Below are 13130 nucleotides of genomic sequence, written 5' to 3'. Positions count from 1 at the left end.
TGGGCGCACACAAAAAAGGCCTCGCATCAGCGAGGCCTTTTATTTGGGCTTCATTGTGTTCAACTTTGCGGCCTCAATCCTTGAGAGAGTCCGAACATGAACAGCAACAAATCATGATCGGGTTGAGTGGCCACGGATGCCTTGGCAACCCGTGGCAACGGACAGTGCTCGCCACTGTGTACTGAACTTAAGACTTGCGTGCGGGGCTGCTCCCATGCCGCCACCGCGAGTGAAGCAACTGCCAAGGCTCCTACCAGAAACAAACCTCGCGCAACTTCAAGTTTCATTGCTATAAACCTTTGATAGCGCTGCCAAACGCCGTCTCATAAAAATAGACGAGTTTCTTCCAGTCCGTCGGGCTGAATGACGAGTGGCGGCGCAGCTGCTTCATGTCATGGGCCGCCGCCTGGCGAGCGGTCAAGCGCTGCCGGCACTTCTCCAGATCGATCAAGGCAACTTCGACTTTGGCTGCCTCACCCTCACCGGTGACGCGAACAAATACGTGCTTGATATAGATGCAGCTGTGTTGCCAACGCCCCTTGTGCATCCGCGCCAGGTTCTCGGCCAGGTCCTTGAGCACGCGATCGTGCACAGCCTCACCATGACGCTCGCGTCCGCCGCTTTCGTACCAACGTTCGATTTCCTCGAAGCCGTCCAAAGACTTGGTCACCAACAAGGCGCGCCACTTGTGCACGGGATCGCGTTGCGCTTCGCAGAACACGATTTCCGGGACGCGCACATCGAGCAGGCGCAAGCCGGTGAGTGCATCACGCTCGCGCAGCACCGTCGGCCGTCCGAAAGGGTGCAAAAGACCCCGATGGATATGGCCGGTCTGGCGTTTTACGTAGAGCAGTTGTCCATCACTGTCCATGAGACGCTGCACGCCACTCTCGCCACCGCGCCGGACGTTGGGCTCTTCCACCCATTCTCCGCGCTGATTCCAGAAGTAATCGAATCGGTCCTGGGAGGCGACGCCTGTTCCTGCTGCACACTGCTCTACCATCTGTTACCTCTTGCGTAATACATAAACTCGCCACATGGCATAGAGCGGCAAAAAGTCGATACGTTCCTGAATACGGAAACCAGCCTGCTCAAACTCCTTTTCTACGGTAGCCGCCGGTAACACAAATCTATTTTGGTAACCTTCCTGCCCACGGGTTCTCTCCGCGCGCTTGCGTTTCCAGGCTTTGAAGTTACCGTCGACCCACAGTGAAAGGATGACGCTGTCTCGGCTGACGCGCTCGAATTCGCGCAAGATCGCCAGTCGATGCTGGGCTTCACCGATGTGGTGGAGCAAACGCATGCAGAAAATGCTGTCGACAGCGTTATCCGGCAACGCAATGTCGAACGCGGACGTCTGCAAGGGTTGTACCCGTTTCACCACTTCAGCCGGTTGCGACTGTGTAGCGATCTTGATCATGGACTCGGAGTTGTCGGCACCGATGATCACGCGGTTGGGTTTCTCCGCCAGCATTGGCCAGAAACGCCCCGCACCGCAGGGCAGATCGAGAACCAGGCCCGGCTCGCCGACCAACGCCAGCGCCTTGCGCGCCATTTGTACGTCACGCCAGTGGGACAGGCGGCGGCCGACGCCATCCTTGTGTTTTTGCAGGTAACGTTTGGCGTGTTGATCGTCGTACTTGTTGGAAAAATCCAGTTTGATCGGGCCATCCACCATCATCAATCTCCTGAGCTTCTGATTCCAACCACCTTAGGCAGTCATGTGTGAGGGTCAGGTCATGCGATTGTGAAAATTTCGTGATGAAAACCTCGAAACGTTTCGAGGTATTACAAGGCGGCAATCTCAACCAACCGTCCAGCGACCATCAACTCACAGTCGACGCATTGAACTGGACCTGAAAACGACAGCCATTGGGTTCCATGGTCGTCAGGCTGACGCTCCAGCCCTGGTTTTCACAGATCCGTTGTACTAACGATAGTCCAAGCCCGAGGCCCTCTCCGCGTTTCTCGTTGCCTCGCACAAAAGGTTCGAACATCGCTTCGCGTTTTTCCTCGGGAATACCCACGCCACTGTCCTCGACCGTGAACCCGGTGGGCATCAGGCTCAGCCGGATAAATCCACGGTCGGTGTAATGCAATGCGTTACGCAGCAGGTTGCCCATGACCGCGTGCAATAGCGTTGCGTTATACCGAGTAGTGTGGGGACCACCCCAGTCGACAATCAGCTTGAGCCCCTTGGCCTCGATCGGCTCGCGCCACAGGTTGATCAAGCCGTCGGCCACTTCATCCAGCGTTTGCTGCGCAGACATGCCGGCGTCTTCGCGCTGAGCGCGGGCCAGCATCAGGAAAGTTTGTACCAACTCGCGCATTTCTTCACTGGCGCGGGCAATTCGCTCGACCTGGGCAAGGCCGCGCTGGTCGATCCCGGGGTTTTCCAACAGCAACTCGCAGGAACTGGCCAACACCATCAAGGGCGTGCGCAGTTCATGGCTGACGTCACTGGTGAACATGCGCTCACGGGTCAGCGCCTGGCGCAACCGGCCGAGGGTAGCGTCGAAGGCCACGGCCAGCTCACCCACTTCATCGGCCGCATAATCCGGCGCCAGTGGCGGTGCCAGACCCAGTAGCTGATCGCGATGACGTACCTGGCGCGCCAGCCTTACTACCGGTGCCATTACCTTGCGCGCCAGCACCCAGCCGAGAAACACCGCCAGCGCCAGGCTCAGCACGAAGCCCACCAGCACCACGGCAAACAGCACTCGCTCGCGCTCTTCGAAGTCACTCTGGTCCTGCAACAGCACATAGCGCCGACCATCGACCACCTCGACCATCGCGTGGTACGACAGCTGCTCGCGAAAAACCTCGTGAAACCCTGGATCCAGGTGCCGCAAATCCTTGGGCAACTCGAAATCGCCCCGCCCGCCGCTGAAATAAAACAACTGGTCCGGTTCCGGGCGATGACTCCAGTCCGAAACGCTGTCCATCAGCAACAGGCGCTGCAAATCGCCACCCAGGCCCGCCGAAATCAATTTTTCTTCCACCAGGTGCACGGTGGCAACGATGCCCATGGCAAAGGCGCCCGCCACCAGTGCACTCATCAGCGCAAAGGCAATGATGATCCGTTGAGCGAGGCTCTGTTTAAACTCCATCACGCCCCTCGGCCAGGCGGTAACCCACACCGTGCACGGTTTGCAGCAGCGGTTTGGCGAACGGCTTGTCGATCACCTGGCGCAATTGATGGACATGGCTGCGCAGGCTGTCGCTGTCTGGGCAGTCATCGCCCCACAGGGCCTCTTCGAGAATTTCGCGGCGCAGTACATGCGGGCTTTTCTGCATCAGGACCGCCAGCAACTTCAGGCCCACCGGGTTGAGCTTGAGCAATCGGCCTTCGCGGGTGACCTCCAGCGTATCGAGGTCATAGCTCAGGTCACCCACCTGCAAGGTCCGGCGACCTCCACCTTGGGTGCGACGCATCACTGCTTCGATCCGCGCCGCCAGTTCAGACAAGGCGAAGGGTTTGATCAGGTAGTCATCGGCACCGGACTTGAAGCCTTGCAGCCGGTCGTCCAGTTGATCACGGGCAGTGAGCATGATCACCGGCGTGTCGCGCCGGGCATCTTCGCGCAGGCGTTTGCACAGCGTGTAGCCGTCGATGCCAGGCAACATGATATCGAGTACGATCAAGTCGTAATGCTCCGTAGCTGCCAGATGCAGGCCCGACAAACCGTCCTGTGCGCAATCCACGGTATAGCCCTTGAGTCCCAGGTAATCGGCCAGATTAGCCAGGATATCGCGGTTGTCTTCAACCAATAAAATTCGCATGGGCATCTTCTCCGTACACAATAACGGCCGTCTCGGCCCGCGCAGCTTAAGGCCAAGCGTGATTCAGGGCCAGGGTTGCGTGCAGTCGTCGGTTGGGCGAAATCGTCGGATCAAGCCCCAACGTTTTTTTCACTATCGGTTCACGGGTTGACGACAGGGTCGAGCCCAGACTCCGCGCGGCTGCGTATTCAAGAACATTTCACTGACCAAGGATTGACCATGGTTTCGATCTCTGCACGCCCCGCTTCTCGCCCGCTCAACTTCTGGGTGTGCCTGGGTGTTCCCGCCGTTGCGGCAATCATTCTGGTGTTGCTTGAACTGACGACCCTGGACATGGACCTGGCCAGGCTGTTCTACGATCCGGTCGCCGGGGACTTCATCGGCCGGCACAGTTATTTCCTGGAAACCGTCCTGCATGATCGGGCCAAGCAAGTGGTTATCGCCTTCTCGGTGCTGGCTATCCTCGGTTTTGCCGGTTCGTTCTTTCTGCCCCGGCTCAAGCCGTTCAAGCGGGAACTGGGCTGCCTGGTGCTGTCCCTGGGGCTGGCGACGTCCTTTGTCACGCCGATGAAAGCGGTGACGGCGGTGCAATGCCCGTGGAGCCTGGAGCAATTCGGCGGTCACGAGACCTACAGCGAATTGTTGAGCCCGCGTCCGGCTACAGAAAAACCGGGGCGTTGCTGGCCTGGCGGTCACGCCGCGACCGGTTTCACCCTGTTTGCACTGTTCTTCGTGTTGCGTGATCGCCGTCCGCGCATGGCGCGTGCGGCCTTTGTTTTCGCCTTCGCCCTGGGCTCGGTTTTTTCCATCGGCCGGATGCTGCAGGGAGCACACTTCTTCTCGCACAACGTGTGGACGGCGGTATTCTGCTGGCTGATTTGCCTGGGGTCGTATTACTACATCCTTTATCGACCCACTTCCAAGGCCGAGAGAGAGCTCGAAGCACAGCCGGTCAGTGCCTGAAATACAGATCAAATGTGGGAGCGGGCTTGCTCGCGAAGGCGGTAGATCAGTCAACCTCCCCGGTGATTGACACACCGTCTTAGCGAGCAAGCCCGCTCCCACACTGAATCGCTTGCACTTCAAAATCCGGGCAATAAAAAACCCCGCCTACTTACCCAGGCGGGGTTTTTTTATACAGGGGTAAGGCTGGCTTACATCATGCCGCCCATGCCGCCCATACCGCCCATGTCTGGCATGCCGCCGCCAGCACCGCTGTCTTTCTTCGGTGCGTCAGCTACCGCAGCTTCGGTGGTCAGGATCAGGCCGCCGATGGACGCTGCAGCTTGCAGAGCCGAACGGGTGACCTTGGTTGGGTCCAGGATACCCATTTCGATCATGTCGCCGTATTCGCCAGTCGCAGCGTTGTAGCCGAAGCTGCCTTCGCCGTTCTTGACCTTGTCGACCACTACGCTTGGCTCGTCGCCGGAGTTGGCAACGATCTGGCGCAGCGGCGCTTCAACAGCGCGACGCAGTACAGCGATACCCACGTCCTGATCGGCGTTGTCGCCTTTCAGTTGAGTCAGTGCTTCCAGAGCACGGATCAGGGCCACGCCACCGCCAGGCACCACGCCTTCTTCAACGGCTGCACGGGTAGCGTGCAGGGCGTCTTCAACGCGGGCTTTCTTCTCTTTCATTTCAACTTCGGAACCAGCGCCAACCTTGATCACTGCAACGCCGCCGGACAACTTGGCCAGACGCTCCTGCAGTTTTTCACGGTCGTAGTCCGAGGAAGTCTCGGCAACCTGGGCACGGATCTGGTTGATGCGTGCTTCGATGTCGCCTTGAACGCCAGCACCGTCAACGATGATGGTGTTTTCCTTGGACAGGGTTACGCGCTTGGCGTTACCCAGGTGCTCCAGGGTGGTGCTTTCCAGGCTCAGGCCGATCTCTTCGGAGATAACGGTACCACCGGTCAGAACGGCGATGTCCTGCAGCATGGCCTTGCGACGGTCGCCGAAGCCAGGCGCCTTGACGGCTGCGACTTTGACGATACCGCGCATGTTGTTCACAACCAGAGTCGCCAGGGCTTCGCCTTCAACGTCTTCGGCCACGATCAGCAGTGGACGGCCGGCTTTGGCAACGGCTTCCAGTACTGGCAGCATTTCGCGGATGTTCGAGATCTTCTTGTCGACCAGCAGGATCAGCGGGCCGTCCAGCTCAGCGACCATGGTCTCTGGCTTGTTGACGAAGTACGGGGACAGGTAGCCACGGTCGAACTGCATGCCTTCAACAACCGACAGTTCGTTTTCCAGGCCCGAGCCTTCTTCGACGGTGATCACGCCTTCTTTACCGACTTTTTCCATGGCTTCAGCAATGATGTCGCCGATGGAGTTGTCGGAGTTGGCGGAGATGGTACCTACCTGAGCGATAGCCTTGGTGTCAGCGCATGGCTTGGACAGGGCCTTCAGCTCTTTGACGATAGCGATGGTCGCTTTGTCGATACCGCGCTTCAGATCCATCGGGTTCATGCCGGCAGCGACGGCTTTCAGGCCTTCGTTGACGATCGATTGAGCCAGAACGGTAGCGGTGGTGGTGCCGTCGCCTGCGTCATCGTTGGCACGGGAGGCAACGTCTTTGACCAGCTGCGCGCCCATGTTTTCGAAACGGTCTTCCAGTTCGATTTCTTTGGCTACGGAAACGCCGTCCTTGGTGATGGTCGGAGCGCCGAAGCTCTTCTCGATGATCACGTTACGGCCTTTCGGGCCCAGGGTCGCTTTTACTGCGTCAGCCAGGACGTTGACACCGGTGAGCATTTTCTTGCGGGCGGAATCGCCGAATTTAACTTCTTTAGCAGCCATGATCGATATTCCTTAAATACTTTGTAGTAACGGGAAAATGAGCGGGGAATCAGCCTTCGACAACAGCGAGGATTTCGTTCTCGCTCATTACCAGCAGGTCTTCGCCGTCGACTTTCACAGTGTTGCTGCCGGAGTAAGGACCGAACACAACCTTGTCGCCCACTTTCACGGACAGTGCACGCACTTCACCGTTTTCCAGTACGCGGCCGGTGCCGACAGCGAGGATTTCGCCGCTGTTGGCTTTTTCAGCAGCCGAACCTGGCAGGACGATACCGCCAGCGGTTTTCTTTTCTTCTTCGCTACGACGGATGACGACGCGGTCATGCAGAGGACGAAGCTTCATTGTCGATCTCTCCTAATTGTGGTTTTCATCGGCCGGTGTAGTCCCGGCGGGTTTAACAAAGTCCGGCGGTGCCGGGTGCGGTTCGTCGAGCGAACCGCGGAAGTCTGTCTGGCGTGATCACCAGAAACCTTGCGGTGACCGTTACATAAGGGCGCACAAGCTTATTACAAGGGCGCAGATCGAAAAATTTTTACGGTGATCGCCCGAAAACGAACACGGCACCCGAAGGTGCCGTGTCGATATTGCTGTTACTTGGTATCGCGGTGTTCGAACTCGCCTTCGATCACGTTCGGCTCGCGGCCCAGAGGCTCGCGCGGCGCAGGGCCCCCACGGGGCTGGAGGTCGTCGGCGAACGCACGCTGGCGGATCGCTTGTTCCTCGGCACGCTGGCGCATTTTATTGGCCAGGAGGCGACGGCTGATCGGCATCAGCATGACCAGGCCGATCACGTCGCTGATGAAACCCGGAAGAATCAACAAGCCACCGGCCAACGCCAACATCAGGCCTTCCAGCATGGTCTGGGCTGGCAATTCGCCACGATTCAGGCTTTCACGGGCACGCAGTGCGGTGGCCAACCCGGCAACGCGCAACACGAACACACCGAACATCGAGCCGAGAATGATCAGCAGCAGGGCCGGGAAAAACCCGATCGACCCTGCCACCTTGACGAATACGAACAGCTCCAACACTGGGAACAGCAGAAAGAGCAACAAAAAAGGGCGCATCAAATGGTTCCTCAACGCAAGAATGCCTTGCCAGTAATCCTTAGATGACGTCGCCATTTCGTGAATTCAAGCGTCAGCCACTGCCTTTTTCGGCCAATGTTCGGCATGAGCCAGGAAAACCAAGGCCTCGCGCACTTGTGTCGGCGTATTACAAGGCGCTGGAAACGGCAGCCAGTGCAGCCCCTGGCCGATGAGCAGGTGCATGCCTTCGCTGTCGATGCCCACCAGGGTCGCCGGCGAAGTTTTCGGCAAGCCGGCCAGTTCGACGTAATGCGCAATGGCTTTGGCGTGATCGGCGTTCATGTGTTCGATCATGCTCGCCTCGGCCTTGCCGGCAAACGGGTTGGCCAGGGTCAGCTCGTTGACCCAGTGGATCGCGCCAAACCCGCCAATGTAGCGATGGCGCACCGGCTTGAGCACCCAGAAGTCGAAATCGTGGGCCTGATGATAGTTCTGCGAATCCGGGAAATAGCGGTAGTACCGTTCGGCGGCCGCTTCGATGGCGGCAACGTCTTCGACCTGTTGCGCTTCGGCCAGGTAGGTCAGGCGACCAACGGCCTGGACGTCTTCGGCCCCACGCTCGCCCACGAACAGTGAGCATTTCGGATCTTTTTGCAGATTGTGGGTGTGCTGGGCGATGCGGCTGATCAGGATCAGCGGCCGGCCGAGCTCGTCCAGGCAGTACGGAACCACGGAACCGAACGGGAAACCAGGCATTGACTTGGAGTGTGTGGAGAGCACCCCACGGTATTCCTTGAGGAGCAATTCTCGTGCATGCTTAGCCGCTTCAACGCTCAATTTATGACTCCTTATTAAGAATCCGTCGCAAAAACGGACAGGCTGCTGATGAAAGTTCCAGCATGCCGTCGGGGTAGTTCTCATGTGCAGCCGTGGCCAGTTCGGGCGCAGATCGAGAGGCACTCAAGAAGCAAAACCAACCAGACCTGCCACCGGGGGCATGCGAATGAAACTCACTGACAAAGTAATCATTATCACGGGCGGTTGCCAGGGTTTAGGCCGCTCCATGGCCGAGTATTTGGCCGCCAGGGGCGCAAAACTGGCGCTCGTCGACCTGAACCAGGAAAAGCTCGACGACACCGTCGCTGCCTGCACGGCCTTGGGCGTCGAAGCCCGCGCCTATCTGTGCAACGTCGCCAATGAAGAGCAAGTGAGCCATATGGTCGCCCAGGTCGCCAGCGACTTTGGTGCTATTCATGGCCTGATCAACAATGCCGGGATCTTGCGTGATGGCCTGCTGCTCAAGGTCAAGGATGGCGAAATGACCAAGATGACCCTGGCTCAATGGCAGGCGGTCATCGACGTCAACCTGACCGGCGTATTCCTGTGCACCCGTGAAGTCGCGGCGAAAATGGTCGAGCTCGACAACAGCGGCGCGATCATCAATATCTCGTCGATTTCCCGCGCCGGCAATGTTGGCCAGACCAACTACTCCGCCGCCAAGGCCGGTGTCGCGGCAGCTACCGTGACCTGGGCCAAGGAACTGGCGCGCTATGGCATCCGGGTGGCCGGCATTGCACCGGGCTTCATCGAAACCGAAATGACGCTGGGCATGAAACCTGAAGCACTGGAGAAAATGACGTCGGGGATTCCGCTCAAGCGCATGGGCAAGCCTGAGGAAATCGCCCATTCGGCGGCCTACATCTTTGAGAACGACTATTACACCGGTCGGATTCTGGAGTTGGATGGCGGGTTGCGCATCTAGAGCCCCCCTAAACCAATGTGGGAGCGGCGGTGCGACGATTCGACTTGCTCGCGAAAGCGGTGGTTCAGTCAACAATACTGTTGAATGTTAATCCGCATTCGCGAGCAAGCCCGCTCCCACAGGTACCGGCGTTATCCGGCAGATATCAATCGTCGCTGATGGTGATATTCGGCATCGCCGGCGTGGCGGCTTCCTGCAACACGATCCGCGCACCGACATGGCGGGCCAGTTCCTGGTAAACCAGTGCAATCGGGCTGTCCGGTTCGGCGATGACCGTTGGCTTGCCGCCATCGGCCTGTTCGCGGATAGCCATCGCCAGCGGCAGCGACGCCAGCAGCTCGACGCCATACTGATTGGCCAGTTTCACACCGCCACCCTCACCGAACAGATGTTCGGCATGCCCGCAGTTCGAGCAGATGTGTACGGCCATGTTTTCCACCACGCCCAGTACGGGGATGTTGACCTTGCGGAACATCTCCACGCCCTTGCGTGCGTCCAGCAATGCCAGGTCCTGTGGCGTGGTCACGATCACCGCGCCGGCCACCGGGACTTTCTGTGCCAGGGTCAGCTGGATGTCACCGGTGCCTGGCGGCATGTCGATGACCAGGTAATCCAGGTCGCCCCACGCGGTTTGTGTCACCAGTTGCAGCAAGGCGCCGGAGACCATCGGCCCGCGCCAGACCATCGGCGTGTTGTCGTCGGTGAGGAACGCCATGGACATCACTTCGACACCATGGGACTGAATCGGCACGAACCATTTCTGATCCTTGATCTGCGGCCGGGTGCCTTCGGCGATACCGAACATGATGCCCTGGCTCGGCCCGTAGATGTCCGCGTCGAGGATCCCGACCTTGGCGCCTTCGCGGGCCAGGGCCAGCGCGAGGTTGGCCGCGGTGGTGGATTTGCCCACGCCACCCTTGCCGGACGCTACGGCCACGACGTTCTTGACGTTGGCCAGGCCCGGGATCTGTGCCTGGGCCTTGTGCGCGGCGATCACGCTGGTGATATCGACGCGGGCGGCGCTGACCCCGTCAAGGCCTTCAATGGCCATTTGCAGCATCTGCGCCCAACCGCTCTTGAACAAGCCGGCGGCATAACCCAGTTCCAGCTGCACGCTGACGCGCTCACCCTGGATCTCGATGTGGCGCACGCAGCCGGCGCTGACCGGATCCTGGTTCAGATAGGGGTCGGTGTATTGGCGAAGGACGGCTTCCACCGCTGCGCGATTGACGGCGCTCATGGGCAACTCCGAAAACAAGACTGGGAATAGATGGCGGGTATCCTACCCCTTCTGTCTTCCGGACGGCATGCCTGGCAACGATTTGCAGGGGTGAAATATCTTTGCCGGCGCTTTATAGTGGCCGACCTCCGTTTCATCAAGTAGCCGAGCCCCATGTCCGAGCCACGCAAGATCCTCGTCACCAGTGCCCTGCCCTATGCCAATGGTTCGATCCATCTTGGCCACATGCTGGAATACATCCAGACCGATATGTGGGTGCGCTTCCAGAAGCACCGCGGCAACCAATGCATCTATGTCTGCGCCGACGACGCCCACGGTTCGGCGATCATGCTGCGCGCGGAAAAGGAAGGCATTACACCGGAACAACTGATCGCCAACGTCCAGGCTGAACACAGCGCCGACTTTGCCGAGTTCCTGGTGGACTTCGACAACTTCCACTCCACTCACGCCGAAGAAAACCGTGAGCTGTCGAGCCAGATCTATCTGAAGCTGCGCGACGCCGGGCACATCGCCACGCGTTCGATCACGCAGTATTTCGACCCGGAAAAGAAAATGTTCCTGGCCGACCGCTTCATCAAGGGCACCTGCCCGAAATGCGGCACCGAGGACCAGTACGGCGACAACTGCGAAAAGTGCGGCGCGACCTACGCACCGACCGACCTGAAGGATCCGAAGTCGGCGATTTCCGGGGCCACTCCGGTGCTCAAGGATTCCCAGCACTTCTTCTTCAAGCTGCCGGACTTCCAGGAAATGCTGCAGGCCTGGACCCGCTGCGGCACCCTGCAAGACGCCGTGGCCAACAAGATCGCCGAATGGCTGGATGCGGGCCTGCAACAGTGGGACATCTCCCGCGATGCGCCGTACTTCGGTTTTGAAATCCCCGATGAGCCGGGCAAGTACTTCTACGTGTGGCTGGACGCACCAATCGGCTACATGGCGAGCTTCAAGAACCTTTGCGACCGCACGCCGGAGCTGGACTTCGACGCGTTCTGGGGCAAGGACTCCACCGCCGAGCTGTACCACTTCATCGGCAAGGACATCGTCAACTTCCATGCCCTGTTCTGGCCAGCGATGCTCGAAGGCGCGGGCTACCGCAAGCCGACCGGCATCAACGTGCACGGCTACCTGACCGTCAACGGCCAGAAAATGTCCAAGTCCCGTGGCACCTTCATCAAGGCCCGGACCTACCTGGATCACCTGTCGCCGGAATACCTGCGTTACTACTACGCAGCCAAGCTGAGCCGTGGCGTCGACGACCTCGACCTGAACCTCGAAGACTTCGTGCAGAAGGTCAATTCCGACCTGGTCGGCAAAGTTGTCAACATCGCCAGCCGTTGCGCCGGGTTCATCAACAAGGGCAATGCCGGGGTGATGGTCGAGACCAACGCCGCGCCGGAGCTGACCGAAGCGTTCCTGGCTGCCGCACCAAGCATTGCCGACGCCTATGAAGCCCGCGACTTTGCACGCGCCATGCGCGAGATCATGGGCCTGGCCGACCGCGCCAACGCCTGGATCGCCGACAAGGCACCTTGGTCGCTGAACAAACAGGAAGGCAAGCAGGAAGAAGTCCAGGCCATCTGCGCCACCGGCGTCAACCTGTTCCGTCAACTGGTGATCTTCCTCAAGCCGGTGCTGCCGCTGCTGGCCGCCGATGCCGAGGCGTTCCTCAACGTCGCGCCGCTGACCTGGAACGACCACGCGACCTTGCTCGCCAACCATCAGCTGAACGAGTTCAAGCCGCTGATGACCCGTATCGACCCGGTAAAAGTGCAGGCCATGACCGACGCTTCGAAAGAAGACCTGACCGCCAGCCAGACCGACACCGGCGAGGCTTTACCTGCGGGCAATGGCGAATTGGCGAAGGATCCGTTGTCGCCGGAGATCGAGTTCGACACCTTTGCCGCGGTTGACCTGCGCGTCGCCCTGATCGTCAAGGCCGAGCACGTGGAAGGCGCAGACAAGCTGTTGCGCCTGACCCTGGATATCGGTGACGAGCAGCGCAACGTATTCTCCGGGATCAAGAGCGCTTATCCGGACCCGTCCAAACTCAATGGCCGACTGACGATGATGATCGCCAACCTCAAGCCGCGCAAAATGAAGTTCGGCATTTCCGAAGGCATGGTGATGGCGGCAGGTCCCGGCGGTGAAGAAATCTACCTGCTGAGCCCTGACAGCGGCGCCAAGCCTGGTCAGCGGATCAAGTAAGGCACTGCGGTAAACCGATCCCACAGTCGTGCCTGGCGCGACTGTGGGATTTTCATGTCTGGCCCACCCTCCGTCCTTGCCGGATAATGCATAAACTTTTTAGACGGCTGCGTTGAAAAAGCCCCGTTCTTGCCGTAATGCTGTTCACTTAAGACAATTTTAAGGCGAGCAAGAAATATGTGGTGAGGGGATTCATCGAGACGTCGCACCGCCCCGTTGGGCCGCGAAGCAGCCCTCAGCAACCGTTCAAACAGACCGAGTTGTTCGGATTTACGACTGCTTCGCAGCCGAACGGGGATAAATCCCCTCG

General features: G+C 59.1%; 13 protein-coding genes. 3 read left to right on the top strand and 10 right to left on the bottom strand.

The annotated features are described in order from the left end of the window. Positions 1-59: 59 nt before the first annotated feature. The 5 genes from PG5_RS33860 to colR form a co-directional block, all read right to left on the bottom strand. Positions 60-287 (bottom strand): hypothetical protein, encoded by a 228-nt coding sequence (locus PG5_RS33860; protein ID WP_020799915.1) that lies wholly within the window; start codon positions 285-287, stop codon positions 60-62. Between the two features lie 2 nt (positions 288-289). Continuing rightward, positions 290-1003 carry a lipopolysaccharide kinase InaA family protein gene (locus tag PG5_RS25295; RefSeq protein WP_042955730.1) on the bottom strand — a complete coding sequence of 238 codons (714 nt, stop codon included), beginning with the start codon at positions 1001-1003 and terminating at the stop codon, positions 290-292. 3 nt (positions 1004-1006) lie between these two features. Next, positions 1007-1675 carry a class I SAM-dependent methyltransferase gene (locus PG5_RS25290; RefSeq protein WP_033044253.1) on the bottom strand — a complete coding sequence of 223 codons (669 nt, stop codon included), beginning with the start codon at positions 1673-1675 and terminating at the stop codon, positions 1007-1009. Between the two features lie 151 nt (positions 1676-1826). Beyond that, positions 1827-3110 carry a HAMP domain-containing sensor histidine kinase gene (locus PG5_RS25285; protein WP_020799912.1) on the bottom strand — a complete coding sequence of 428 codons (1284 nt, stop codon included), beginning with the start codon at positions 3108-3110 and terminating at the stop codon, positions 1827-1829. Further along, positions 3100-3783 carry a two-component system response regulator ColR gene (gene colR, locus PG5_RS25280; protein ID WP_020799911.1) on the bottom strand — a complete coding sequence of 228 codons (684 nt, stop codon included), beginning with the start codon at positions 3781-3783 and terminating at the stop codon, positions 3100-3102. The genes PG5_RS25285 and colR overlap by 11 nt, the downstream gene beginning before the upstream one ends. Positions 3784-4002: 219 nt before the next feature. Here colR and PG5_RS25275 point away from each other — a divergent pair, with 219 nt between their 5' ends. Continuing rightward, entirely contained in the window at positions 4003-4746 is a 744-nt protein-coding gene (locus PG5_RS25275) for a phosphatase PAP2 family protein (RefSeq protein WP_020799910.1), read from the top strand. Positions 4747-4937: 191 nt separating this feature from the next. Here PG5_RS25275 and groL read toward each other — a convergent pair whose 3' ends face one another. The 4 genes from groL to PG5_RS25255 all read right to left on the bottom strand — a co-directional run bounded on the left by groL (position 4938) and on the right by PG5_RS25255 (position 8450). Then, the gene (gene groL / locus PG5_RS25270) at positions 4938-6584 is read right to left on the bottom strand and encodes a chaperonin GroEL (protein ID WP_020799909.1); all 1647 of its coding nucleotides are present in this window, start codon (positions 6582-6584) and stop codon (positions 4938-4940) included. Between the two features lie 49 nt (positions 6585-6633). Continuing rightward, positions 6634-6927 carry a co-chaperone GroES gene (locus PG5_RS25265; protein WP_020799908.1) on the bottom strand — a complete coding sequence of 98 codons (294 nt, stop codon included), beginning with the start codon at positions 6925-6927 and terminating at the stop codon, positions 6634-6636. 248 nt (positions 6928-7175) lie between these two features. Further along, positions 7176-7652 carry an FxsA family protein gene (locus tag PG5_RS25260; protein ID WP_020799907.1) on the bottom strand — a complete coding sequence of 159 codons (477 nt, stop codon included), beginning with the start codon at positions 7650-7652 and terminating at the stop codon, positions 7176-7178. A 66-nt stretch (positions 7653-7718) separates the two neighbouring features. Beyond that, positions 7719-8450: a HugZ family protein gene (locus PG5_RS25255; protein WP_033044249.1), complete on the bottom strand. Its 732-nt coding sequence runs from the start codon at positions 8448-8450 to the stop codon at positions 7719-7721. Between the two features lie 166 nt (positions 8451-8616). Between PG5_RS25255 and PG5_RS25250 the strand changes: the two genes are divergently transcribed. Next, positions 8617-9375, top strand: a complete 759-nt coding sequence (locus tag PG5_RS25250) for an SDR family oxidoreductase (protein WP_033044250.1) — start codon at positions 8617-8619, stop codon at positions 9373-9375. 145 nt (positions 9376-9520) lie between these two features. Here PG5_RS25250 and apbC read toward each other — a convergent pair whose 3' ends face one another. Next, on the bottom strand, positions 9521-10615 hold the full coding sequence (gene apbC, locus PG5_RS25245) for an iron-sulfur cluster carrier protein ApbC (protein WP_020799904.1): 1095 nt from the start codon (positions 10613-10615) through the stop codon (positions 9521-9523). 153 nt (positions 10616-10768) lie between these two features. Between apbC and metG the strand changes: the two genes are divergently transcribed. Next, positions 10769-12820 (top strand): methionine--tRNA ligase, encoded by a 2052-nt coding sequence (gene metG, locus PG5_RS25240; RefSeq protein WP_020799903.1) that lies wholly within the window; start codon positions 10769-10771, stop codon positions 12818-12820. The last annotated feature ends 310 nt before the right edge of the window (positions 12821-13130 follow it).

It is taken from the genome of Pseudomonas sp. G5(2012) (assembly GCF_000408945.1).
Taxonomy (GTDB): domain Bacteria; phylum Pseudomonadota; class Gammaproteobacteria; order Pseudomonadales; family Pseudomonadaceae; genus Aquipseudomonas; species Aquipseudomonas umsongensis.
Note: the sequence above shows the minus strand (reverse complement) of the source record. Positions and strands in the feature narration are given on the sequence as shown.

Coding starts and splice junctions, on each gene's coding strand:
- groL (WP_020799909.1), bottom strand. CDS start 6,584: ATGGCTGCTAAAGAAGTTAAATTCGGCGATTCCGCCCGCAAGAAAATG.
- colR (WP_020799911.1), bottom strand. CDS start 3,783: ATGCGAATTTTATTGGTTGAAGACAACCGCGATATCCTGGCTAATCTG.
- PG5_RS33860 (WP_020799915.1), bottom strand. CDS start 287: ATGAAACTTGAAGTTGCGCGAGGTTTGTTTCTGGTAGGAGCCTTGGCA.
- metG (WP_020799903.1), top strand. CDS start 10,769: ATGTCCGAGCCACGCAAGATCCTCGTCACCAGTGCCCTGCCCTATGCC.
- PG5_RS25260 (WP_020799907.1), bottom strand. CDS start 7,652: ATGCGCCCTTTTTTGTTGCTCTTTCTGCTGTTCCCAGTGTTGGAGCTG.
- PG5_RS25265 (WP_020799908.1), bottom strand. CDS start 6,927: ATGAAGCTTCGTCCTCTGCATGACCGCGTCGTCATCCGTCGTAGCGAA.
- PG5_RS25295 (WP_042955730.1), bottom strand. CDS start 1,003: ATGGTAGAGCAGTGTGCAGCAGGAACAGGCGTCGCCTCCCAGGACCGA.
- apbC (WP_020799904.1), bottom strand. CDS start 10,615: ATGAGCGCCGTCAATCGCGCAGCGGTGGAAGCCGTCCTTCGCCAATAC.
- PG5_RS25285 (WP_020799912.1), bottom strand. CDS start 3,110: ATGGAGTTTAAACAGAGCCTCGCTCAACGGATCATCATTGCCTTTGCG.
- PG5_RS25275 (WP_020799910.1), top strand. CDS start 4,003: ATGGTTTCGATCTCTGCACGCCCCGCTTCTCGCCCGCTCAACTTCTGG.
- PG5_RS25250 (WP_033044250.1), top strand. CDS start 8,617: ATGAAACTCACTGACAAAGTAATCATTATCACGGGCGGTTGCCAGGGT.